Source organism: Bacillus sp. MYb56, assembly GCF_002976445.1.
In the GTDB taxonomy this organism is placed as follows: domain Bacteria; phylum Bacillota; class Bacilli; order Bacillales; family Bacillaceae_G; genus Bacillus_A; species Bacillus_A mycoides.
Window position 1 is genome coordinate 78,363 of the sequence record NZ_PCOH01000010.1, and the last position, 21,128, is coordinate 99,490.

At 37.1% G+C, this 21,128-nt stretch carries 21 protein-coding genes and 1 other annotated feature; of the genes, 4 read left to right on the plus strand and 17 right to left on the minus strand.

What is annotated here, in order from left to right; genetic code table 11:
- Nucleotides 1–287 precede the first annotated feature (287 nt).
- Nucleotides 288–815: a hypothetical protein gene (locus CQ058_RS14405; protein WP_002191092.1), complete on the minus strand. Its 528-nt coding sequence runs from the start codon at nucleotides 813–815 to the stop codon at nucleotides 288–290.
- 144 nt (nucleotides 816–959) lie between these two features.
- Here CQ058_RS14405 and CQ058_RS14410 point away from each other — a divergent pair, with 144 nt between their 5' ends.
- Nucleotides 960–1,607 carry a phosphatase PAP2 family protein gene (locus CQ058_RS14410; protein WP_002192356.1) on the plus strand — a complete coding sequence of 216 codons (648 nt, stop codon included), beginning with the start codon at nucleotides 960–962 and terminating at the stop codon, nucleotides 1,605–1,607.
- 55 nt (nucleotides 1,608–1,662) lie between these two features.
- Here CQ058_RS14410 and CQ058_RS14415 read toward each other — a convergent pair whose 3' ends face one another.
- The 9 genes from CQ058_RS14415 to CQ058_RS14455 all read right to left on the minus strand — a co-directional run bounded on the left by CQ058_RS14415 (nucleotide 1,663) and on the right by CQ058_RS14455 (nucleotide 11,510).
- Nucleotides 1,663–2,676: a PTS sugar transporter subunit IIC gene (locus tag CQ058_RS14415; protein ID WP_105589779.1), complete on the minus strand. Its 1,014-nt coding sequence runs from the start codon at nucleotides 2,674–2,676 to the stop codon at nucleotides 1,663–1,665.
- Nucleotides 2,677–2,698: 22 nt separating this feature from the next.
- A complete protein-coding gene (locus CQ058_RS14420) occupies nucleotides 2,699–3,649 on the minus strand; it encodes an L-lactate dehydrogenase (RefSeq protein ID WP_002034621.1) in 951 nt (316 codons plus the stop codon).
- 247 nt (nucleotides 3,650–3,896) lie between these two features.
- Entirely contained in the window at nucleotides 3,897–4,145 is a 249-nt protein-coding gene (locus tag CQ058_RS14425; RefSeq protein ID WP_002034620.1) for a spore coat protein, read from the minus strand.
- Nucleotides 4,146–4,158: 13 nt separating this feature from the next.
- Nucleotides 4,159–4,344: a hypothetical protein gene (locus CQ058_RS14430; RefSeq protein ID WP_002112687.1), complete on the minus strand. Its 186-nt coding sequence runs from the start codon at nucleotides 4,342–4,344 to the stop codon at nucleotides 4,159–4,161.
- Between the two features lie 244 nt (nucleotides 4,345–4,588).
- The gene (locus CQ058_RS14435) at nucleotides 4,589–5,146 is read right to left on the minus strand and encodes a TetR/AcrR family transcriptional regulator (protein ID WP_002192353.1); all 558 of its coding nucleotides are present in this window, start codon (nucleotides 5,144–5,146) and stop codon (nucleotides 4,589–4,591) included.
- Nucleotides 5,147–5,149: 3 nt separating this feature from the next.
- Nucleotides 5,150–5,872: an MBL fold metallo-hydrolase gene (locus tag CQ058_RS14440; protein WP_105589780.1), complete on the minus strand. Its 723-nt coding sequence runs from the start codon at nucleotides 5,870–5,872 to the stop codon at nucleotides 5,150–5,152.
- Nucleotides 5,873–6,010: 138 nt separating this feature from the next.
- The gene (locus tag CQ058_RS14445) at nucleotides 6,011–7,795 is read right to left on the minus strand and encodes an acyl-CoA dehydrogenase family protein (protein ID WP_002089410.1); all 1,785 of its coding nucleotides are present in this window, start codon (nucleotides 7,793–7,795) and stop codon (nucleotides 6,011–6,013) included.
- 139 nt (nucleotides 7,796–7,934) lie between these two features.
- Complete coding sequence (locus CQ058_RS14450; RefSeq protein WP_001206332.1) at nucleotides 7,935–9,107, minus strand: acetyl-CoA C-acetyltransferase; 1,173 nt, start codon at nucleotides 9,105–9,107, stop codon at nucleotides 7,935–7,937.
- Nucleotides 9,108–9,128: 21 nt separating this feature from the next.
- Entirely contained in the window at nucleotides 9,129–11,510 is a 2,382-nt protein-coding gene (locus CQ058_RS14455; RefSeq protein WP_002191102.1) for a 3-hydroxyacyl-CoA dehydrogenase/enoyl-CoA hydratase family protein, read from the minus strand.
- Nucleotides 11,511–11,747: 237 nt separating this feature from the next.
- Between CQ058_RS14455 and CQ058_RS14465 the strand changes: the two genes are divergently transcribed.
- Both CQ058_RS14465 and CQ058_RS14470 read left to right on the plus strand, forming a co-directional pair.
- On the plus strand, nucleotides 11,748–11,894 hold the full coding sequence (locus tag CQ058_RS14465) for a YuzL family protein (RefSeq protein WP_002034611.1): 147 nt from the start codon (nucleotides 11,748–11,750) through the stop codon (nucleotides 11,892–11,894).
- Between the two features lie 97 nt (nucleotides 11,895–11,991).
- Nucleotides 11,992–12,831: a D-alanyl-D-alanine carboxypeptidase family protein gene (locus CQ058_RS14470; protein ID WP_002143652.1), complete on the plus strand. Its 840-nt coding sequence runs from the start codon at nucleotides 11,992–11,994 to the stop codon at nucleotides 12,829–12,831.
- 22 nt (nucleotides 12,832–12,853) lie between these two features.
- Here the strand turns inward: CQ058_RS14470 and CQ058_RS14475 are convergent, their stop codons facing one another.
- The 4 genes from CQ058_RS14475 to CQ058_RS33070 all read right to left on the minus strand — a co-directional run bounded on the left by CQ058_RS14475 (nucleotide 12,854) and on the right by CQ058_RS33070 (nucleotide 16,756).
- Nucleotides 12,854–13,771: a proline dehydrogenase family protein gene (locus tag CQ058_RS14475; protein WP_002015957.1), complete on the minus strand. Its 918-nt coding sequence runs from the start codon at nucleotides 13,769–13,771 to the stop codon at nucleotides 12,854–12,856.
- A gap of 310 nt (nucleotides 13,772–14,081) precedes the next feature.
- A complete protein-coding gene (locus CQ058_RS14480; RefSeq protein WP_105589781.1) occupies nucleotides 14,082–14,327 on the minus strand; it encodes a YusU family protein in 246 nt (81 codons plus the stop codon).
- A 48-nt stretch (nucleotides 14,328–14,375) separates the two neighbouring features.
- Nucleotides 14,376–14,678, minus strand: a complete 303-nt coding sequence (locus tag CQ058_RS14485) for an MTH1187 family thiamine-binding protein (RefSeq protein ID WP_001018862.1) — start codon at nucleotides 14,676–14,678, stop codon at nucleotides 14,376–14,378.
- Between the two features lie 77 nt (nucleotides 14,679–14,755).
- The gene (locus tag CQ058_RS33070) at nucleotides 14,756–16,756 is read right to left on the minus strand and encodes a methyl-accepting chemotaxis protein (RefSeq protein WP_012261940.1); all 2,001 of its coding nucleotides are present in this window, start codon (nucleotides 16,754–16,756) and stop codon (nucleotides 14,756–14,758) included.
- Nucleotides 16,757–16,964: 208 nt separating this feature from the next.
- Here CQ058_RS33070 and CQ058_RS14495 point away from each other — a divergent pair, with 208 nt between their 5' ends.
- Nucleotides 16,965–17,723 carry a TrmB family transcriptional regulator gene (locus CQ058_RS14495; RefSeq protein ID WP_002143655.1) on the plus strand — a complete coding sequence of 253 codons (759 nt, stop codon included), beginning with the start codon at nucleotides 16,965–16,967 and terminating at the stop codon, nucleotides 17,721–17,723.
- A gap of 181 nt (nucleotides 17,724–17,904) precedes the next feature.
- Here the strand turns inward: CQ058_RS14495 and CQ058_RS31835 are convergent, their stop codons facing one another.
- The 3 genes from CQ058_RS31835 to CQ058_RS14510 form a co-directional block, all read right to left on the minus strand.
- Complete coding sequence (locus tag CQ058_RS31835) at nucleotides 17,905–18,078, minus strand: hypothetical protein (RefSeq protein ID WP_002034605.1); 174 nt, start codon at nucleotides 18,076–18,078, stop codon at nucleotides 17,905–17,907.
- A gap of 77 nt (nucleotides 18,079–18,155) precedes the next feature.
- Nucleotides 18,156–19,451: an MFS transporter gene (locus CQ058_RS14505; RefSeq protein WP_002143657.1), complete on the minus strand. Its 1,296-nt coding sequence runs from the start codon at nucleotides 19,449–19,451 to the stop codon at nucleotides 18,156–18,158.
- Complete coding sequence (locus CQ058_RS14510) at nucleotides 19,451–20,764, minus strand: APC family permease (protein ID WP_002143658.1); 1,314 nt, start codon at nucleotides 20,762–20,764, stop codon at nucleotides 19,451–19,453. Before CQ058_RS14510 ends, CQ058_RS14505 begins: the two co-directional genes overlap by 1 nt.
- 65 nt (nucleotides 20,765–20,829) lie before the next feature.
- Nucleotides 20,830–21,066: a binding site (T-box leader), on the minus strand.
- Between the last annotated feature and the right edge of the window lie 62 nt (nucleotides 21,067–21,128).

Genomic DNA, 21,128 nt, shown 5'->3' on the forward strand with positions numbered 1-21,128 from the left:
TACCTCTTAAACAAACGTTTGATTAATTTCATGTTTTTCTATATCACCTTTGGAATACATGATTTTCTATACCGAACATATATCTTAAACAAACGTTTATCCCGTATTAACGGGCAGTAAGACTCCCACCTCGAAATTCGGCAAATGCGAGGAAGTTAGGTGGGAGATAACTTCCCGTAAAAGCCTGATTGGTGCGGGCTAATAATCAGTGGGGAATGGACAAAACCCCCACTGATTAAAGTTTCACTTTATTTAAAAAATAAGAAGTCCTTTTACAGGCTCCTTCATCATCGACTTAAATAGTCCGAAATGGTTTGAAATACTACTATATACATATTATGAATACTTTCTTCTGTATTTCCACCATTCGATAAACCTACTCCCCATTGTTGCCCTTCGCCACTTCCAATATTTGCAAAACCTTGCGCGTACATAGCATTTACATCTTTTGGTGCACTGTTATACTCTATATTTTTTGTAATAAAAGTCGAATATGATTTATCTTGTAAGCCAATAAAAAACACTGGTTTCTTTAACGATAAAAATAAATCTTTATACTGCTCTTTCGAAGCTTCTTGAAAGTGCTCTTTCATTATTAGAAAACCATCTACTGCTCCAGATTCCTTTTTCAGTTCTTCTAACTTCACTTTTTCAAACTTTATATTTCTAAACGTATCTTTCGGCTTTTCACCAACAACTCCAATTACGAGTGCTCTCCCGTTGTATTCTAATTTCTCTCCTTCTTTATCCTTTGCACACCCAGTACTCACTAGGCATAACAATATAAAAACTAAGAAATAAAATGAACGCTTCATATAGCACCCTCCCCCTCTTTTAAGTCAAGTGACAAAAATGTAAGGTGAATTCAAGAAAATGTAAGTAAAATCGATAGCCCAATTGGATTTTCTATATTATAATCAATTGAATTTATTTACATTACTAAAACATAGGAGATTATCATGAAGAAATTTAAACTTTCATCTCTTCTTCCGTTAAGTTATATACTTCTACTCGTACTCGTAAGTCCCCTTTACGATGTATTAAATAAATCTACTGTTCACGCAGTAGATGTCACAACTGTAGTAGATGATTGGATTCCATTTGTGAAAGCATTTATTATTCCTTACTTACTTTGGTTTCCATACTTATACGGTGCACTTATTTATTACTGTTTTGCTGATCGAAAGCAATATTATGTCACTTTAAGTAGTGTAATTCTTGGAAAACTTGCTTGTTTTTCGATTTATTTTTTTTGGCAGACAACTGTACCACGCCCAACCGTCGTTGGAACAGACGTATTTTCCGAACTAGTCCGCTATATTTATAGTATTGATCAACCAGTAAACTGTTTCCCAAGCATTCATGTCCTTACGACATTTGTAATTATGTTAGCTGCCTTTAAGCGTAGAGAACAGCATACTTTGGAATATTACATCCTTACTTTCTTCGGTACGCTTATTATTTTATCAACATTATTTACGAAGCAGCATGCATTTGTAGACGCCATTTCTGGAATGACGCTTGCAAGCGTACTTTACTTCGGCGTTCAGTTGTTATTAGCAAAAGAAACCGTACGTGTTCCAGTAAAACAAAATCAAAAAATGTAAAAAGCAGACTGTGGCTTCCAGTCTGCTTTTCTCTATATAAAAGGAGATTTTCAATTTAAGATTGCGGTACAGTCATATCACCAGAATGAATACGACCTGCTTTTTTAAGAGCAATGTACAGTATATAAGAAACAGCTACTGGAATGATGATATAAGTGATTACCATCGCTGGGACAACTTCCCACCCTTGACTGGAAATTAAATTAATTGGTGCGATAAGAGAGCTTAATCCAAGACCTGCAATTTCTTTTCCTGCTTCCAGTTGGAAAATTAGTGCCGATACTGGGCCAACTATTGCACTGGCAACGACAGTTGGGACGAGAATCATTGGATTTTTAGTAATGTTCGGTAACTGCACTTTTGGAGTACAAAGTGCCTGGGCTAATATGCCACCTAAATTATTTTCTTTCGCTGAAATAACAGAGAATCCGATAAATTGAGCAACACATCCTGCAAGTGCTGCACCGCCTGCAACACCATCTAAGCTAAGCGCTATCGCTAACGCAGCTGATGAAGCTGGAGAGATAAGTAACAATCCCCAAACTACAGCAATCACAATAGAAGCGATAAACGGGCTACCAGCTGAACTATCTTTAATGAATGCTCCAACTGTATTTAAAACTGGGCTAATATTTTGAGCTAACCAAATACCGACTAAACCAGAACCTAATATTGCTGCAAATGGAACGAGCATCATATCTAAAGCAGTTTTTCCACTTAATCGTTTACCAATATAAACTGCTAAAATCGCTGTTAATAATGCACCGATTGGTTCACCTGTTTTAATGATGAGACCAGCTTCAGTAATTGAAATGGAACCTGCTCCAATTGCTCCAGCTACCATTGCTGAGAAAATTACGAGTCCGTTTGCACCGAGCATAAAGGCAATCCCGGCTCCAATTGCTGGTGCCATAAGTGATTTTGCAACAACTCCGATTGTAATAAGTAATGGGATATCAACAATTCTTCCTATATTTTCGATCAGTAAACCAATTCCAAGGGATACGAAAATACCCTGTGCGATTCCGGCAGAAGCTTTAAACACACGAGACATTATATATTCCTTCATTTGTTTCACCTTCTCCTATAATTTAGTAACCAATTGTTTTCATATAATCGCGTAAAACATCGTTTGATTTTGCAAAGCGACTTTCTTCATCTTCTGATAAGTTTAGTTCTACCACTTCTCTTACACCGTCTCTAGTAATAATTGCTGGTACTCCTGTACAAATATCGTATTCGCCATATTCACCATCTAAAATAGCTGAAACAGCGATAACACGGTGATCATCATTGAAAATTGAGCGCGCAATATAAGCTAAAGAATTTCCGATTCCGTAATAAGTAGTTCCTTTGCGCTTATAAATTTCCCATCCAGCTTTTGCAGTCTTCTCAACAATTTCATCTAAATCTATTTCACCAAATTGGTCTTTTTTCTCTTCTAAAATTTGTAAAATCGGTTTTCCACCAACAGTTACGTGAGACCAAGCAACCATTTGAGAATCACCATGTTCTCCTAATGAATACCCATGAATACTACGAGGGTCTACATGTAACATTTCAGATAAAATTGTTCTTAAGCGAGAAGAATCTAGTGATGTACCTGTACCAATCACACGATTTCTAGGTAATCCAGATAGCTTCCACACTTGATATGTAATAATGTCAACTGGGTTCGATGCGAGTAAGAAAATGCCATCAAATCCACTTTCCATTACGCCGCCAACAACACCCTCCATAATCTTAGCGCTTGCTCCTAAAGTGTCTAAACGACTTTGTCCAGGCTTCGGCGCTGGTCCTGCTGTAATAATGACAATGTCCATATCTTTGCAGTCTTCATAACTTCCTGCATATACTTTTGTTCTTGTATTTGTAAAGTTAATGCAATGTGATAAATCCATCGCTTCTCCAACTGCACGTTCATGATTTATATCAATTAACAATAGCTCTTCGCAAATCCCTTGGTTTACAATGGAATACGCACAGCTTGATCCAACTAATCCAGTACCGATAATTGCAATTTTTCTTGTGTTTCTATTCATAGCAATCTCTCCTAATTGATCATGTAGTCTATTTCTTTCGTTCTTTACACCCCTAATTATAGAGGTTCTCACGATAGAAACCATGGATACTTTGTGAAATATCGAGCAAAGTTTTTGTCCTTTTTGTGAATTGTTATATTTAATTTTCGTCATATTTGTTACAACTGAAAAAATATTTATTATGTATTTATTGACATATACCAAACAAAAAAACGAGCGAATCCATTCGCTCGTTTTTTTCATCACACTATTCCGCACTTAATTGACTTTTCAATTGCTGCACAATCATTGGATTAGCAGGTGCTGCCGGCTTATAATAACTTTTTTGCTTTGCATATTCATACATATTACGTTGACGGGATTCATCTTGATTACGAATTTGAATTAACGTTTGATGTAACTGTTCATTATCAGACTGAGAAATATAATTTGCATAACTTGTTAAACTTGAATTTAACCCTGCTAAATAATCATTTACCATATCTTTTTCATTCATTTCTCTTTTCCCCCTATCCTAAAAAAGTCATTAATTGCTGTTTCGTATTTCGTGCATCTTGCGCATCCTTTTGTAGCATTTGTTTCAACTCTGGATCTGTACAAGCCTGTGCATACTGGTCCAATTTGTTAATAATCGTCGCATGTCCACCAATTAAATGACGTAAATTTTCTACTTCAAGCTCTGTTAAGTTTTGCATAAAATACTCCTACCTTTCTTTGTTCATTCACGATTTAGTATTTATTTCTTTTAGGATTATATGCACTAAAAAAACCTTAGAATCGCTTCTAAGGTTTCCTCTTATTCATACTCAAGCTGCAACACCTATAATTAACGAAAGAATTAAGAACACAACTACCACTTGTAATTTTGCCTCCAGCAAACCGCAGCCTACTATACAAAAAGCATGATCAGTAACAAATTCACGTTTTTTTGCTTCCTATTCAATCTCTCATTACATGTAATCCTTTAATAAACGTTTCCAATAATACATGTAAACTTGTATCTAAATCTAGCGGCAAACCAAATCCACCTTGCTGTTCAATCGACGCAAATCCATGACAAATACTTCTGAATCCACGTGTCGCATGAAGTGCATTCTCTCCTTCTAAGCCGTATTGTTGTAAAACATGAAGACAAAGCTTTACAATTCCGTCACCTGCTTTTCTTACTTCTTCATCTCGTAAAAAAGTTGCTTCATACAATCCAGAATGTTTGCGTACGAATGCTACATACGCTTCTCCTAAAGCATGAACTGCTTCATCCATACGTTTACCCTCAGCCGCTTCTTCCAGTCTGTTATGCAGCTGTTTTATTCCGTACATACCGAGATTTTTCCGTACATCTTGTAAACCTTTCACATGATTATATAGCGAGGGTGAACGTACTCCTAATGTTTGCGCTAATGAAGCTAACGTTACTTCTTGTATTCCATTTGTATCTGCAATCTCTGCCGCTGTTTCTACAATTTTCTGTAATGTAAGTCCGATTCTCGGTGACATAAATTAACCTTCTTTCCTACTTTCTATATTCCGCTTAGCTTCCTTAATAGCAAGTTTTATGACAGTGCCTGGATCCTTTATCATTTTCCCATGTCCTGCCGCAAGTAAGGAAGGCTCATATTCGCTTAGCTTCTCTGCACTTTGTAATGATATTTCTTTGCTCCACGTTGCCATTGCAGGAAACGGAAAGCAAAATTTCATTTGCCCCGAAACAGCCATACCCCCTCTTGTTTGGAAGGCATCCCCGACAATAAGAGCTTTATTTCGTACATCAAGAAGCGACATGGATCCTGGCGTATGTCCCGGTGTCATAATCGCAAGAAGCGATCCAACTCGGTCGCCATCTTCCAATAAAACATCAGGTACCGTTTTTACCTTTTTAGGTACACCGCCTTTTATCGGTATATTTGGTTCATTCTTTTGTAACGACGTATCTCCTTCTAACAGCTTTGCGTCCCGCTTAGAAATATAGACTGGAACATTAGGAAGTACTTCCTTTAATGCGTCTAATGCACCAATATGATCATCATGCGCATGTGTTAATACAATCTTAGTAATGGGTTTCCCTATTTTCTCAGCCGCCTGTAAAATTCCTTTTGCGCTATATGGCAAAGCCGCATCAATTAAAGTTAAACCATCTTCTTCCTCGACAAAGTAACAATTCACAGGAAACACTCTTGGCAAAAATGACAATTGATATACCGTTTTTTCATGTATCACTCTCATATTTCCAGCTCCCTTTTCACGAAAACTAATACCATTAGTTTTATTATACTAATGGTATTAGTTTTTTGTCACTAAAAATTTCATTTTTACAAAAAAAAGAAAAGTAGCCGTTTATACGACTACTTTTCTTTACAGCTATTAAACTGTATAACGCTCATCTTCTAAAATTTTTGCAGCAATTTCACGCTTCTTCGGAATTACGTTAAGTGGTGTGTGGCGAGTTAATTTACGTAATGATGATAACATCATGCGCAGCATGTCGCCATTTTCAACTGCGATAAGTGTTTCTTTCGCATCTGCTTCGATTTCGTTGAATGCTTCTTGGCAGAATACTTCAGTGTATAACACTTTTTGTTTATTCTTTTCAAGACCAGTTGTTTTAATTGCTTTTTCTGTACGAAGAAGAGCTGATTCCATTGCGTAAAGATTGCTTACGATGTCAGCGATATTCACAAGAATTTCTTGCTCTTTATCTAATGCTTTACCGTATTTTTGAGCTGCTAATCCAGCTACCATTAAACCGATTTTCTTCGCGTTCTTTACTAAATATTTTTGAAGTGCTAATGGCTCATCGCCTACTTCTTCTGGCATCATCATCATTAACTCTTCTTGTAATTTTTGTGCTTTTTGTAGTAATGGTAATTCACCTTTCATCGCTTTACGTAAGAACGTACCTGGTACGATTAGGCGGTTAATTTCGTTCGTTCCTTCGAAAATACGGTTAATACGAGAATCGCGGTACATTCTTTCAATCTCGTACTCTGCCATAAATCCGTAACCACCGTGAATTTGAACACCTTCATCTACTGTATAATCTAACACTTCAGAACCGAATACTTTATTTAAAGAGCACTCGATTGCATATTCAGCGATAGAAGCTGCTACTGCTTTACCGTCTTTTACTTCTTCTTCAGATAATGTGCTCATGCGACTTTCGAATAAACCTACTGTACGATATACAGAGCTTTCAGCTGCATATGTTTTCGCTGCCATATTCGCAAGTTTCTCTTGAATTAATGGGAAGCGAGCGATTGGTTGTTTGAATTGTTGACGTTGATTTGCATATTGTGCTGAAATTTCTACTGCACGTTTCGCAGATCCAACTGTACCAACACCTAATTTATAACGACCGATATTTAAAATGTTGAACGCGATAATATGGCCTTTACCGATTTCACCAAGTAGGTTTTCTTTCGGTACTAACGCATCTTCTAAAATTAACGTACGAGTTGAAGAACATTTAATACCCATTTTCTTCTCTTCAGGGCTTGTAGATACACCAGCATAGTCTTTCTCTACGATAAATGCTGAGAAGTGCTCACCGTCTATTTTTGCATATACGATAAATACGTCAGCAAATGCAGAGTTTGTAATCCATTGTTTTTCACCATTTAATACGTAATGCGTACCTTCTGCATTTAAACGTGCAGTTGTTTTTGCACCTAATGCGTCAGATCCTGAACCTGGCTCAGTTAATGCGTATGCCGCTAATTTTTCACCAGTTGCAAGTAGTGGTAAATATTTTTTCTTTTGCTCTTCGTTACCGAATAATACGATTGGTAACGATCCGATACCAACGTGAGCACCGTGAGTGATTGCAAAACCACCAGCGCGCGAGAATTTCTCTGCGATTAACGCTGAGCTTACTTTATCAAGACCAATTCCGCCGTACTCTTCTGGTACGTCAGCGCCTAGTAAACCAAGTTCACCAGCTTCTTTTAAAAGACGCACAGAACGATCAAACTCGTGTTGTTCTAAATATTCAAGCTCCGGAAGAACTTCATTTACGATAAAGTCCTCTGTCGTTTTTGCAATCATTTTATGCTCAGATGAAAAATCTTCTGGCGTAAACACTTGATCAATTGTAATTTCCTCTACTAAAAAGCTACCGCCTTTAACCGCATTTCCTACTGTTTTTTCCATAAAAATTTCCTCCTTCATATTTTCATAAGCCGCTTTTCTCATTTTGAAAGAAGCTGGCTCTCATTTTTTTATAAACCTTTGTTGCTTCCATTCTTTGCTTTAGCGCCCTCACATTCTGAGCGAGCCGCTTCCACTTTTTTTATAGTAATTCAAACACTCCCGCTGCTCCCATTCCGCCGCCGATACACATTGTTACGATACCGAATTGTTGGTTGCGACGTTTCATTTCGTGAATAAGAGATAGTGTTAGTTTTGCTCCTGTACAGCCAAGTGGATGTCCAAGTGCGATTGCACCGCCGTTTACGTTTACTTTTTCTTCATCTAGACCAAGTTCACGAATAACTTGGATAGATTGAGAAGCGAATGCTTCATTTAGTTCAAATAGACCGATATCAGATAGCTCTAAACCAGCTAATTTTAACGCTTTCGGAATTGCAGCAATTGGGCCGATTCCCATTACTTCTGGTGGTACTCCAGCTACTGCGAATGAACGGAATTTTGCAAGTGGCTTCATGCCATCGCTCACTGCTTTTTCACGATCCATTAATAGTACAGATGCTGCACCGTCACTCATTTGTGAAGAGTTACCAGCCGTTACAGAACCGCGAACGTTAAATGCTGGACGTAATTTACCTAAAATGTCTAGCGTCGTCTCTGCTCTTACACCTTCGTCTTGTGCGAAAATGATTGTTTCTTCTTGCAGTTTGTTGTTTGATCCAACCGAGCGTAACGTCACATCTACAGATACTGTTTCATCCGCAAAGTTCCCTGCAGCTAATGCTTTCGCAGCACGTTGATGACTTCTTACTGCAAATGCATCTTGTTCTTCACGAGAAATTCCATATTTCACAGCAACTTGCTCTGCTGTATGCCCCATACCCATATAATATTCTGGTGCTGCTTCTACAAGGCGACTATTCGGACGAACAACGTGTCCCATCATTGGAACTAAACTCATTGATTCCGCTCCGCCTGATAATACAGCTTCAGAGTGACCAAGCATAATGCGCTCTGCTCCGTAAGCGATACTTTGTAAACCTGAAGAACAGTAACGGTTAATTGTAATAGCTGGAACATCGTAAGAAAGTCCTGCTAGCCCGCCGATATTACGAGCCATATTTAAACCTTGCTCTGCTTCTGGCATCGCACAACCGAAAATTAAATCATCGATTGGTCCTTCATAATTCGCACGCTTTAACGTTTCTTTTACTACTAACGCCCCTAGATCGTCAGGACGAACTGTTTTTAATGAACCCCTCTTTGCTTTTCCAATTGGTGTTCTTGCTCCCGCAACAATGACAGCTTCTCTCATGAACGATATCTCCCCTCGTTATTAGTTACGTAATGGTTTTCCTTTTACAAGCATGTGCTGCATTCTTGCTTGTGATTTCATCTCACTTACTAAGCTAATAAATGCTTCACGTTCTACATCTAATAAATACTGCTCATCAACTTCTGTTCCGTACGGCACTTTTCCGCCCGCAATGACATATGCCAGTTTCTTCGCAATGTGCAGATCATGTTCAGAAATGTAACCTGATAAATGCATTGCCTCTGCACCAAGTACAAGCGCTGCATATCCTGTCTCACCAACAACTGGTATCTTTTTGCGGATAGGTGCTTTATAACCTGCTTCATATAAAGAAAGTGCTTTTTGTTTCGCATCATATAGTAAGTGATCACCATTCACACTAATACCGTCTTTATCGCCTAAGAAGTTGTTCGATACAGCTTCTTGTGCTGATGTAGAAACTTTCGCCATCGCTACAGATTCGAATACTTTATTCGCAACTTTTTGTAAGTCAAATTCTACACCGTTTGCCATTTTGTTTAAGTGTTTAATGTATAACTCTTTGTTACCGCCTCCGCCAGGGATTAAGCCAACACCTACTTCTACTAAGCCCATATATGTTTCGCTAGAAGCTTGAATGCTCGCTGCTGGTAAACAAACTTCTGTACCGCCGCCAAGCGTCATACCATATGGCGCCGCTACAACTGGCTTAGAGGAGTACTTAATTTTCGTCATTGCATCTTGGAAGTTTTTTACAACCCACTCAATTTCAAAGTAGTTGTCATCTTGTGCTTCCATTAAGATCATTGCAAGGTTCGCACCAACGCAGAAGTTCTTCGATTGGTTTCCGATAACAAGACCTTTATAATTTTTCTCTACTTCATCAACAGCGTAGTTAATCATTTGCGTAATATCCATACCGATTGCATTGCTCTTCGAATGGAATTCTAAGCAAAGGATACCATCGCCTAAATCAATTAAGCTCGCTCCGCTATTTTTCTTTAACACACCGTTTTTCTCTTTTAACTGCTTAAGAGAAATTGCTTTTTTGTTACGTTCGATTAGCTTATATTCACCATTGTCGTAATAGTAGCTATCGCCGTTATCATGTTTATAGAAAGTAGTGAAACCTTTCTCTACCATTTCTTTCACCCAAGTAGGAACAACTGCGCCGTTTTCTTCCATCTTTTGAACAGACTTTTCAACGCCGATTGCATCCCAAATTTCGAATGGTCCTTGCTCCCATCCGAAGCCCCATTTCATCGCTTGGTCAATTGCAACGATATCGTCAGCAATTTCTTTATGAAGTTTTGCAGAGTATAAAAGAGTTGGTGTAATGATGTTCCATAACAACTCTCCTGCGCGGTCTTTCGCGTATACAAGCGCTTTCAATTTATTCGCTAATCCTTTTTCTTGCTTACTTAACTCGATAGATGCAGCTTTTAATTTTTTACGCGCTCCATATTCCATCGTTTCTGGATTTAATTCTAAAATTTCTTTTCCTTGTTTTAAGAAGAATCCTTGACCTGTTTTGCTTCCAAGCCACTTTTTATCAAGCATGTCATGCATAAAAGCAGGTACTTTAAATACATCACGCTCTTCTTCTTGTACATTTTCATATACGTTATTTGCAACGTGTACAAATGTATCTAAACCAACAACATCTAATGTACGGAACGTTGCGCTCTTCGGACGACCAATTAATGGACCTGTTACAGAGTCAACTTCTCCAATGCTATAGCCACGCTTAATCATTTCTTGAAGCGTTACAAGCAATCCATACGTACCGATGCGGTTTCCAATAAAGTTTGGTGTGTCTTTTGCGATAACAACGCCTTTTCCAAGAACGTCTTCGCCAAATAGTTTCATGAAGCTTAATACTTGTGGATCAGTTTCTTTCGTCGGTATTACCTCTAGAAGTTTTAAATATCGTGGTGGGTTAAAAAAGTGTGTTCCTAAGAAGTGTTTCTGGAAGTCGTCTGAACGACCCTCTGCCATTTTTTCAACGGAAATGCCTGATGTATTTGAGCTCACAATTGAGCCTGGTTTACGAACAGCATCTACTTTTTCAAATAGTTTCTTCTTTATATCTAAGTTTTCAACTACTACTTCAATAATCCAATCTACATCAGCTAGACGCTCAAGATCATCTTCTAAGTTACCTGCTTCAATCAGTGCTAAATTTCCTTTCACTGTCAGAGGAGCTGGTTTTTGCTTTAATAGTTTTTGCACAGCCGTATTACTAAAACGATTTCTCACACTTTTATGTTCTAATGTAAGTCCCTTCGCCTCTTCTTCTTTCGTAAGCGCAGGTGGTACAATATCAAGCAATAATGTCGGAATACCAATATTAGCTAAGTGTGCCGCAATCCCTGAACCCATTACGCCTGAACCTAGAACAGCAGCCTTTTTAATTTGGAACATCCATTTCTCCCCCTATTCTTGAATGAATGCTCATTCAATTTTTCGACATAAGTCGCAATCAATGAGTGAGCCTCTACTAATAAATATATGATACAGTTTGAATTTTCGCAATATATTTATTGATAAAATTTTCTGAAATAAATATATTTCTTTCATTTGGCTATGCTATACATGTGTATTTTCTTCATCAAAATGCACTTTTCCTTTTTATAATCTGACGAAACTGGAGGAATATATATGGCAAAACTTAAGAAGAACCCTTCAAAAGCTGGAATTAGCGCAGCAAGTGTAACTGGAAATGCAGGTCCGCATAATCACGGTGTTGAAAAAGGGCGTCAAAGTAATAACCAACAATATAAGAAGCATAATATGGGCGAAAAATAACGCTATATTTTTGGGCAGAGGACGTGGCATAATGATTAATGGCTGCTTTTTCTGCCCAATTTATTTGTACATATGGAAAACAAAAGAGGGAACGACGATGAAACGAACAATAATTATGATTGTAATGATTGCCACACTATTTACAGGGATGATTTTCTTCTCTTATGCACAAAGGCAACAAGTTGTAAGAGCAGATCAGCCTAACATTACTGGGCAATACGGGATTACAATCGATGCAGACACAGGTGAAATTTTGTATGGAAAACGGGAAGATGAACGCTCTTATCCGGCTAGTATAGGGAAAATGATGACTACCTTACTCTTACTAGAAAATGTGAAAGAAGATGAAGAAATTACGGTTACAGAGAATGCGATTAAAACGGAAAGTCAAAGTAAGAAGATTAAGCTTCGCGCGGGTGAAAAATTAAAACGTGATGAGGCATTAAAACTTATGCTTATTATTAGTGCAGACCCAATCGCTGAGTCAATTGCAGAACATATCGCAGGATCAAAAAATGAGTTTGTGAAAATGATGAACGCTAGGGCGAAGGAACTTGGGACAAAACATGCGACTTTCAAAAACGCAAGCGGTGCTGATGCACTTGGAAATAAAGTATCACCATATGACATTGCTATTATTACGAAAGAAGCCTTGAAGTATCCGATCGTTTTAGAATATATGAATTCAATACATACAACACTACATACTTCAGAGCGTTCTCCGAAAATCGCAAACTATGGACGGGAAGAACTATATGATGATTCATATGCGATTGGAAGTAAAAGCGGTTTATCAGCACTCGGAAAATACACAGTCGTAACAGTTGATGAAAAAGACGGTAAACGCGTCATTAACGTCGTGTTATCTTCTACTCGTACGCAGCTATATCCTGATACAAAGAAAATGGCGCACTACGCATTTCAGCAATTAAAATAACCAAGGAGTATTTTCTCCTTGGTTATTTTTTGATCATACCTTTTAATACGAACGCAACGTTTGCTGGACGTTCTGCTAGACGGCGCATGAAATAGCCATACCAGTCGTTTCCATAAGGCACGTAAACGCGCATTTTGTAACCTTCTTTTACTAGCTCAAGTTGACGCTCTGTACGAATACCAAATAACATTTGGAATTCAAATTGATCCCTTGGAATGTTGTGTTCTTCCGCAAGTTTTTTCGTATATTCAATAATCGCTTCGTCATGCGAAGCAATTGCAGTGTAATTTCCATTTAATAAGTGCATTTTAATAATTTTTTTATAATTGTCATCTACATCTTTCTTTTCCGGGAACGCTACTTCTTCAGGTTCTTTATAGGCCCCTTTTACAAGACGTAAATTAGGATTATAAGCGTTTAAATCTTCAATATCTTTTTCTGTACGATATAAATAAGCTTGAATAACAGTACCAATATTATCGTATTCAGATTTTAATTGTTTAAAGATATCAATTGTTTTTCCGCAGCGCGTATAGTCTTCCATATCAATTGTAATAAACACACCATTTTCTTTTGCAGCTTCTAAAATACGGCGCATATTGTTCATTACGATTTCGTCAGAAATATCTAATCCCATAGAAGTCATTTTTAAAGAAAGCTGTGAATTAAGACCTTCTCTTCCAATTGCACGAATCGCTTCAATCGATTCGCTAGCCATTTCATTTGCTTCCGCTTCGTTATCAACGAATTCACCTAAATAATCGATTGTTACACAAAGACCTTGCTTATTTAATGCTTTAATTGCAGCTGTCGCTAATTCAATCGTTTCCCCTGCGACGAAGCGACCTGCACCAAAGCGTAAACCGTACTTTTTAGCCAGTTTTGTTAGCGCTTTATTTTTAGATAAGAAAAGAAACGAATTTCGCATTAATTGTTCCATGTAATTCACCCCTACGACTATAATTTATCTGTTTTTTACCCCTCTTCAAAATTATATCACTGTTTAAAATTATTTGATACAAATAATTATTTAGATAATTTATAAAATACTATCAAAACATTTAAAACTCTATATTCTCGTTTATAAATATGAAGAAAATATTTTTCGACATTCAGAAAAAACGGGTTTACTAGGGAAAAAATGAGCATGCCGAAAATATTCGACATGCTCACAAAACCATTTATATTTCATGTAAATTATATAAGGATATTAATAACAAAAACTTGAGGTAACATTATCTCAAGCCTTCTTACTTCTCATTTCGCTTCTCATCATTCAGCTTTTTAATATTCGTAATTAACTGTACCATCTCTTCTTTTGCATCTGGATACGTCTCATTCCAATGTTTCACTAAAGCTGGCATCGTCTTAGCCATATAAGAATAAAGTGCCCATTTCTGTACCTGCTCTTTTCGCTCTTCGTTGCTCTCTCCAAGTAATAGTTCCGTGTATTTCTCTAGCAAGTCATCAAACTGCTCATTAAACTTTTCACTCATCTTATTTTCCTCCTATATGAAAAAAGCAGCGAAGATCGCTGCTTTTTCTTATAATTTTGATCGAACAGAGTTTAATTTCTTCTCCATCGTACTTACTTTATCACGGCGATCATCGATACGAATTGTTGTCGCAACGCGCTGTGCACCTTTCGTGTATGGAACTTCATGCATTTGTTGAATGACTTCTAAAATGACAGGAAGATCTCCTTCAATTACTGTATTCATCGGTGTTAATTGATACTTCACGCGATCAGCATTTTTCTCTAGTACCTTTTGTACTTCTGCTACATATTCACTAACACTTGGATTACCTGTTCCTACTGGAATAATCGATACATCAACAATTGCCATAATAATCTTCCTCCTATTACTGCTTCTTATATATCCATTGTCTATTTTACCGAAATTCTCATCATTTTACTAATACGTTACTCTTCTACTTTAAACTGCTCAACCAATCTTTCTAAGTCCTGCATATTCTCTGTCAAACTTTCCATCGTATGAGCTACTTTTTCTAAATGATTCACTTGTGACTCAGTTGCTGCATTTACCTCTTCAGAAACAGCCGCACTCTCTTGACTCGTGCTACCAATTGTTTGCATAACTTCTGTAATTTCTTCTTGCTCGTGACCTATGTTATTTACCTCTTCTACAATTTTTTCAACTGAGGTACTAATAGTATTTACAACTGACATAATTGTGCGGAATTCTGTCTCCGCCTCTGTCGTAACTTTATTTTGTATATCCGCAATGTCTTTCAATTTACTTACAACTTCTACAACTCGTTTTACTTCTAACTGCACATCGCTAATCATTATTGTAATCTCACCCGTTGCCTCTTTTGATTGTTCAGCTAATTTCCGAACCTCTTCAGCAACAACAGCAAAGCCCTTACCTTGCTCACCTGCACGTGCTGCTTCAATTGAAGCGTTTAAAGCCAGTAAATTCGTTTGATCCGAAAGACCTTTTATAAGTTCTACCACATTTTGAATCGATCCAACCCTTTGCTCTAACTTACCGGACGCTTCTTCCGTATGAACAACGATAGAAGATGATTGTTCTCTTGTACGAACTAAATTACGCATCGTATTGAGTCCCTGCTTAGATGCCTCTTCAGCTTTGCCAGCCACTCCTTTTATTTCACCAACGGAGTTATTCATTTGTTCCACTGACTGCGCCATATTCTCGAGCTGTTCTGAAACTTCATCTACACTATTAGCAAGAGTAGACGCGCCTCCGCTCACATCATCCATTGCACCTGATACTTCTCTACTAGCTGCTACAGTTTCATTCGTTAAATAATGCAGATTGTGAGTCGATTTCTGTACTGTCGATACACTATTTTTAATTTTACTTACCATTTCATTCATTTGCTCAACCATATCATTAAAGTGAGTCGTAAGCATACCAACCTCATCTTTACTTGTCACCTTCATTTGTAGTGTTAAATCACCTTCCGCTACTTTTTGAACGTGATTTGTTAATAGTTGTAATGGTCTTGCTAATCTTCTTGAGAATAAATATGATGCTACTATTCCAACTAATAAACTAATACACGCCATTATAATAACTGTATTTCTCGTACTACTTAACAATCCATCAATCGTTTGTTTCGGATAAAAGATTCCTATCTTCCATTTCATCGCATCAAATGACTGACTATAAACAACTACATCTTCACCTTTTAATGTAGTGACAGCATATTTTGTTACCTCTTTATTTAAACTCTTCATAAGTGGCTCTTTAGAAACATCTTTCCCTACTTTTTCTGGATAAACAAGAGCCATATTTTTATCATTTATAATAAACATTTCTCCGTCATTATTGTATTGAATATTGTGAAGCAATTTCTGAATTGTTCCGAGCGATACATCCATCGCAACAACGCCTAATACAGATCCATCTTGAGCTGTAATTGCTTTAGAAACCCCTACACTTAACTTTCCTGTCGCAATTTCATAAGAAGGTTGTCCCCAATGAACCCTTTTCACATCAGCCTCTGAATCTTTATACCACGTTCTTGTCGTTGGATCATATCCTTCTGGCACTTGCCCACCTTCAGCAAGATTGGCACTTAATGTTTTTTTATCTTTCGTACCAATATATAAATCTAAAATACCGGGATGATTCTTTTTATACTCTGCAAACTCTTTCGTTAAAAACGCTTCCTCTTCTGGAGTAACCCCATCTTGAATCATATTACGAATCATCTCACTGTTCGCATAATACCCCATATCTTCATCAGTTCTTTGAACAAATGTCGTAAGTTGCTCTGTCACAAGGTCCATCGTATTTTGAGAATACTGGTCTAAGGAACGCACTTCCTTTTCTTTCTGTAATTGATACATAGCTGTACCTAATATTACGAACATCATAGAAATAAGTACCGAAAATACTACTGTAATTTTTAAACGTAAACTTCTCAACATCTTCCCTCAAGCATCCCCTTCTCGATGAAATTCAATCATACTAATCACTATATTAAGTATAATGGATAAATCAGAAAGCTCAATCTATATAGTTTAAAAACTTAAAATTTATTCTCATTTCAATCAACTTACTTGTTATCTCAACACTTGTGTAAAAACAAATAGTTCATTATCCTTAACATATAATCTCATTCGTTCGGAGGGAACTATGCTACAAAAATTCGGTTTCTCACAATATGAAAGCCAAGCTTATGAAGTTGTCGTATCAAGCAATGACCCATTAGATGCAACAACTATCGTTAAACATTCAGGTGTTCCAAAAGCAAAAATATACGAAGTGTTAGCACGACTCATTGATAAAGGGATGGTAATGGATTCTGTTTCTGAAAAGAAAAAATTGTATACAGCATTACCACTCAAGCTAGCAATTGAAAAGTTAACGACAGAATTCCAATCTAATATTAAAGAACTTGAAAATAATATTTCTAAAAAATCATTTACAGATGACCGCGTTTGGAGTTTAAAAATGCAGTCTTCTATTAAAGTACAAAGTAGGCAACTTGTAGAAGATGCGAAAGAATCCATACGCATCTCCGCATGGAACGATACCCTTTTAGAATATCTTCCTTTACTAGAACAAAAAGCAAAACAAGGCGTCCAAGTCGAGTCCCTCATAGTTGGAAAAGTGGAAACTGACTTAGAAAACATGCATTTTTTAATCCCAGCTCAAGAACCTAACGCATTAGAGCGTTATTTACTACTCATCGTTGACGATAGTGAAATTTTATTTGCTGGTGTAGAGCAAGAATCATGGCAAGCGATGAAAACAATGTCACAACCTTTCGTGAAGTTCTTTACGGAGTTCTTCTATCATGACGTTGCACTTGCGAAGATTACAGAGAAGCACCATGATCTCTTTATGCAGGATGAGGAAATTAAGGAATTGTTGATGAAGTTGAGGTATTAACAAATCCCAAAATCGATTCTACCATTTGAATAGATAATATAATTTTTTATACAAAAAAAGCTGTACCAAACGGAGTTTTACATACTCATTTGGTACAGCTCTTTTTTTACGCTTTCGCTAATTTAATTTTATGTAGTTGGTTTTTCGGATGGTTTTGATTTGTAAATACAGAGCGTTCATTTTACGATTTTTTTTGCTCCTTTATCTCCATCAAAAGCTCAATAATCTTCTCATTTTGCTCTACTTGTTTCTCAGAATTTTGATAGATGAAACGAATCCATCTAAATACAAAAATAATAAGAAATAATGGGACTAAAGAAATTAGAAAACCAATAATTGAAAAATTAGACTCCATATACTATCACCTCGCTATATACTCCCTTCTCCATTTCTCTACTAACCCCTGCAATTTTTCACACAAAAAAGAACCTATCAAATGATAGATTCTTCTTTCGTAAGCTGATTCGAGCGTCCTCTCGTAATAGAGAAAACCGCACAAAGCAGTGCCAATATAATGAAAACGCCGCCTACCCAAGCGTTATATATAACAGATGATTTCTCAATAACAACTCCGCCTACTGTTGAACCGAGCGCAATTCCTAAATGAAGTGCAGAGTTATTTAAACCTTGCTGAATACCAGCTGATTCTGGTGCAATTTCAATTAAATAGTTTTGCTGTGCTGGCGAAATCGCCCAGCTCAGCATACTCCAAAGCCCCATCATAATAATGAAGAGCGGGAATGAGAATGTCATCATCGGCAACATAAAGATTGCACATGCAAATACGATAATGATGGAAATAATACTTTTCTTCGATCCCCATTTATCAGCAAGCCAGCCGCCAAGGCCACCTCCAAGTACCGCTGCAATTCCGAAAATGAAGTAAAACACACTAATCCAATTTGCTTCAACATGCATCACATCTTTTAAAAACGGTGTTAAATATGCGTATAGCGTTAAATGACCTGTTAAAAATAAAAATGATGTTAACTGTGCGCTTACAATTTTTTTATCCTTTAACGTAGCAATTTGTTCTCTTATTGATAATACCGATGTCGCTGGTACTTTCGTTAAGAACAACGAAATACAAGCAATCGCCATAACCGTTAATATTGAAATTAATACAAATGGTGCACGCCATCCATATGCATTTCCGAGCACAAGACCGAGCGGTACTCCAAGTACGAGTGATCCACTAATACCCATGAAAATGATTCCAATTGCACGCGCACGGAAATGCGGCTCTACTACACTAGAAGCAAGTGTTACCGATAGTGCAATAATAAGCGATCCACTCGCTGCACAAATTACTCTCGAGAACATTAACATCCCGTAATTCACACTAAATGCCGAAATGATATTTCCAATTAAGAAAATTGATAATGCCACAACATACAATTTCTTTCTTTCAAACTTGCCTGTTAATGCTAATAAAACTGGCCCTGATAGAGCGAATACTACTGAAAATATTGTAATAAGCTGACCAGCTGCACTAATCGACACACCTAAATCATTGGCAACTAAATCAAGCGTTCCTCCTATAATTAGCTCAACCGTTCCGACTACGAAAGCCGCAATAGCTAAAATATATACACGAAAATTCAAGTCTTCCCCCACACTTTCTCTTTTGGTTACTACCATTATAGTAACCAAAAGAGAAAGTGGACGCAAGTACAATTTTTTTACAGCGAAAAAAGCAGGCGTATTATACGCCTGCCCTTCAATCATTAAACTCCAGTTTCTTTCTTCTTATTTAAGTACCAATACACCGGAAGTCCAGTAAATACCATTCCAATTGATAAGAAACAACTTACCGGATCGTTAATAATCGCACTTCCAAGTACAAACAATGACCCTAAAATCGCAACGATTGGTACAATCGGGAATAACGGTACACTATATGCACGCTCTTTATCCTTGTTACGTCTTCGTAAAATGAAGACACCAATAAACGTCATTACGTAGAAAATATAAATAATGAATACGGAAATCTCAGATAGCTTATTCGGATCACTAATAAGCATTAAAATAATTCCTAAAATGATTTCAACAGTAATCGCATTTGCTGGTGTTTTAAATCTCGAATTTTCTTTTGCAATAAACTTAGAAAACGGAAGGTGTCCACGCTCTGCCATCGACATCGGAATACGTGGGAACGTTAAAATCTTTCCATTTAAACAACCGAAAATAGAAATGATAATACCGATACTAATAATTTTCCCGCCATATTCTCCAAGTAACATACCCGCAGCTGTCGCTGTTGCATTTTCTCCAAGGTCTACAATTTTCGCTGCTGGTAATACATTTAATAACGCTAAGTTAATTAACACGTAAGCAGCTGTTACAATTAAAATCCCAACTGTCATTGCCTTCGGTAATAACTTTGTTGGGTTCTTCATTTCTCCGCCAATAGAAGCGAGTAAAATCCAGCCATCATAGGCAAATAAAGTTGCTAAAATTGCCATCCCGATACTTTGATTTTCTGATATCGGTACAACTACGTTGAAGATATCACTATTCCCTTTCCAAAACCCTAGCACAACAATTAATATAATTGGAATCATCTTCCCAACTGTCGTAACCGTTTGGACGATGCCCCCATATTTTGTTCCCAAACTATTTATAACGCCTAGGAACACAACTGTTCCAATTGCGATTGGTAAATTCCAGACTTTATCTAAATAGAAAAAATTGATCATTAAAGAACTAAAATACAAACCTAACGTTCCAATAATAGCTGGTCCATAAACAATTGTTTGCATCCAGCCAGATAAATACCCCCAAAAACTTCCGTAAATCTCCTCTAAATACGTATACAACCCACCATTTTTCGGAATTTGCGCTCCAATTTCGGCTACTGTTAAACCACTTGCTAACGTCAACAGACCACCAATTACCCAAGCAAGAATAGCCATATTAGAACTCCCTGAGTAATCTAATACGCTCCCTGGTTTCATAAACACACCAGACCCAATAATAGTTCCTACTACGATAGAAAGTGCTACTGTTAAACCAATTTTGTTTTTCTCATCATGATGCATGCTGCGTATCCTCCTTCCAATTCTAGTGTGATGCAAAAATGAAATAAAAAAACACTCCTCCCTAAAAAAGGGACGAGTGTTGTATTCGTGGTTCCACCCTTGTTTCAATTAGTAAAGTGACACACTTCACCAATTTCTCAAGTCTAAATAACGGTTTTTGCCGGCATGCAATTACTAGATATCCGTTCACTGCTGCAGTTCAGAGGTGGTAATCGATTTTCCCGTATTAGGAAGCTCACAGCCAAAGGCCTCCCTCTCTGATAATCGTAAAAAACTGATCATATCCTCATCATCACTTCTTGATGTCGAATTTTGTAGTTGTTTCCCATTATATTGAATTGTTATAAAAAATCAATATATTTTT

Coding starts and splice junctions, on each gene's coding strand:
- CQ058_RS14485 (WP_001018862.1), bottom strand. CDS start 14,678: ATGGCAATTGTTGATGTATCGATTATTCCAGTAGGAACAGGTAATCCA.
- CQ058_RS14455 (WP_002191102.1), bottom strand. CDS start 11,510: ATGTTCCAAATTAAAAAGGCTGCTGTTCTAGGTTCAGGCGTAATGGGT.
- CQ058_RS14405 (WP_002191092.1), bottom strand. CDS start 815: ATGAAGCGTTCATTTTATTTCTTAGTTTTTATATTGTTATGCCTAGTG.
- CQ058_RS14510 (WP_002143658.1), bottom strand. CDS start 20,764: ATGCATCATGATGAGAAAAACAAAATTGGTTTAACAGTAGCACTTTCT.
- CQ058_RS14425 (WP_002034620.1), bottom strand. CDS start 4,145: ATGAATGAAAAAGATATGGTAAATGATTATTTAGCAGGGTTAAATTCA.
- CQ058_RS14495 (WP_002143655.1), top strand. CDS start 16,965: ATGCTACAAAAATTCGGTTTCTCACAATATGAAAGCCAAGCTTATGAA.
- CQ058_RS14475 (WP_002015957.1), bottom strand. CDS start 13,771: ATGGAACAATTAATGCGAAATTCGTTTCTTTTCTTATCTAAAAATAAA.
- CQ058_RS14410 (WP_002192356.1), top strand. CDS start 960: ATGAAGAAATTTAAACTTTCATCTCTTCTTCCGTTAAGTTATATACTT.
- CQ058_RS14470 (WP_002143652.1), top strand. CDS start 11,992: ATGAAACGAACAATAATTATGATTGTAATGATTGCCACACTATTTACA.
- CQ058_RS14445 (WP_002089410.1), bottom strand. CDS start 7,795: ATGGAAAAAACAGTAGGAAATGCGGTTAAAGGCGGTAGCTTTTTAGTA.
- CQ058_RS14430 (WP_002112687.1), bottom strand. CDS start 4,344: ATGCAAAACTTAACAGAGCTTGAAGTAGAAAATTTACGTCATTTAATT.
- CQ058_RS14435 (WP_002192353.1), bottom strand. CDS start 5,146: ATGTCACCGAGAATCGGACTTACATTACAGAAAATTGTAGAAACAGCG.
- CQ058_RS14480 (WP_105589781.1), bottom strand. CDS start 14,327: ATGAGTGAAAAGTTTAATGAGCAGTTTGATGACTTGCTAGAGAAATAC.
- CQ058_RS14415 (WP_105589779.1), bottom strand. CDS start 2,676: ATGAAGGAATATATAATGTCTCGTGTGTTTAAAGCTTCTGCCGGAATC.
- CQ058_RS14420 (WP_002034621.1), bottom strand. CDS start 3,649: ATGAATAGAAACACAAGAAAAATTGCAATTATCGGTACTGGATTAGTT.
- CQ058_RS33070 (WP_012261940.1), bottom strand. CDS start 16,756: ATGTTGAGAAGTTTACGTTTAAAAATTACAGTAGTATTTTCGGTACTT.
- CQ058_RS14440 (WP_105589780.1), bottom strand. CDS start 5,872: ATGAGAGTGATACATGAAAAAACGGTATATCAATTGTCATTTTTGCCA.
- CQ058_RS14505 (WP_002143657.1), bottom strand. CDS start 19,451: ATGATTGAAGGGCAGGCGTATAATACGCCTGCTTTTTTCGCTGTAAAA.
- CQ058_RS14450 (WP_001206332.1), bottom strand. CDS start 9,107: ATGAGAGAAGCTGTCATTGTTGCGGGAGCAAGAACACCAATTGGAAAA.
- CQ058_RS14465 (WP_002034611.1), top strand. CDS start 11,748: ATGGCAAAACTTAAGAAGAACCCTTCAAAAGCTGGAATTAGCGCAGCA.
- CQ058_RS31835 (WP_002034605.1), bottom strand. CDS start 18,078: ATGGAGTCTAATTTTTCAATTATTGGTTTTCTAATTTCTTTAGTCCCA.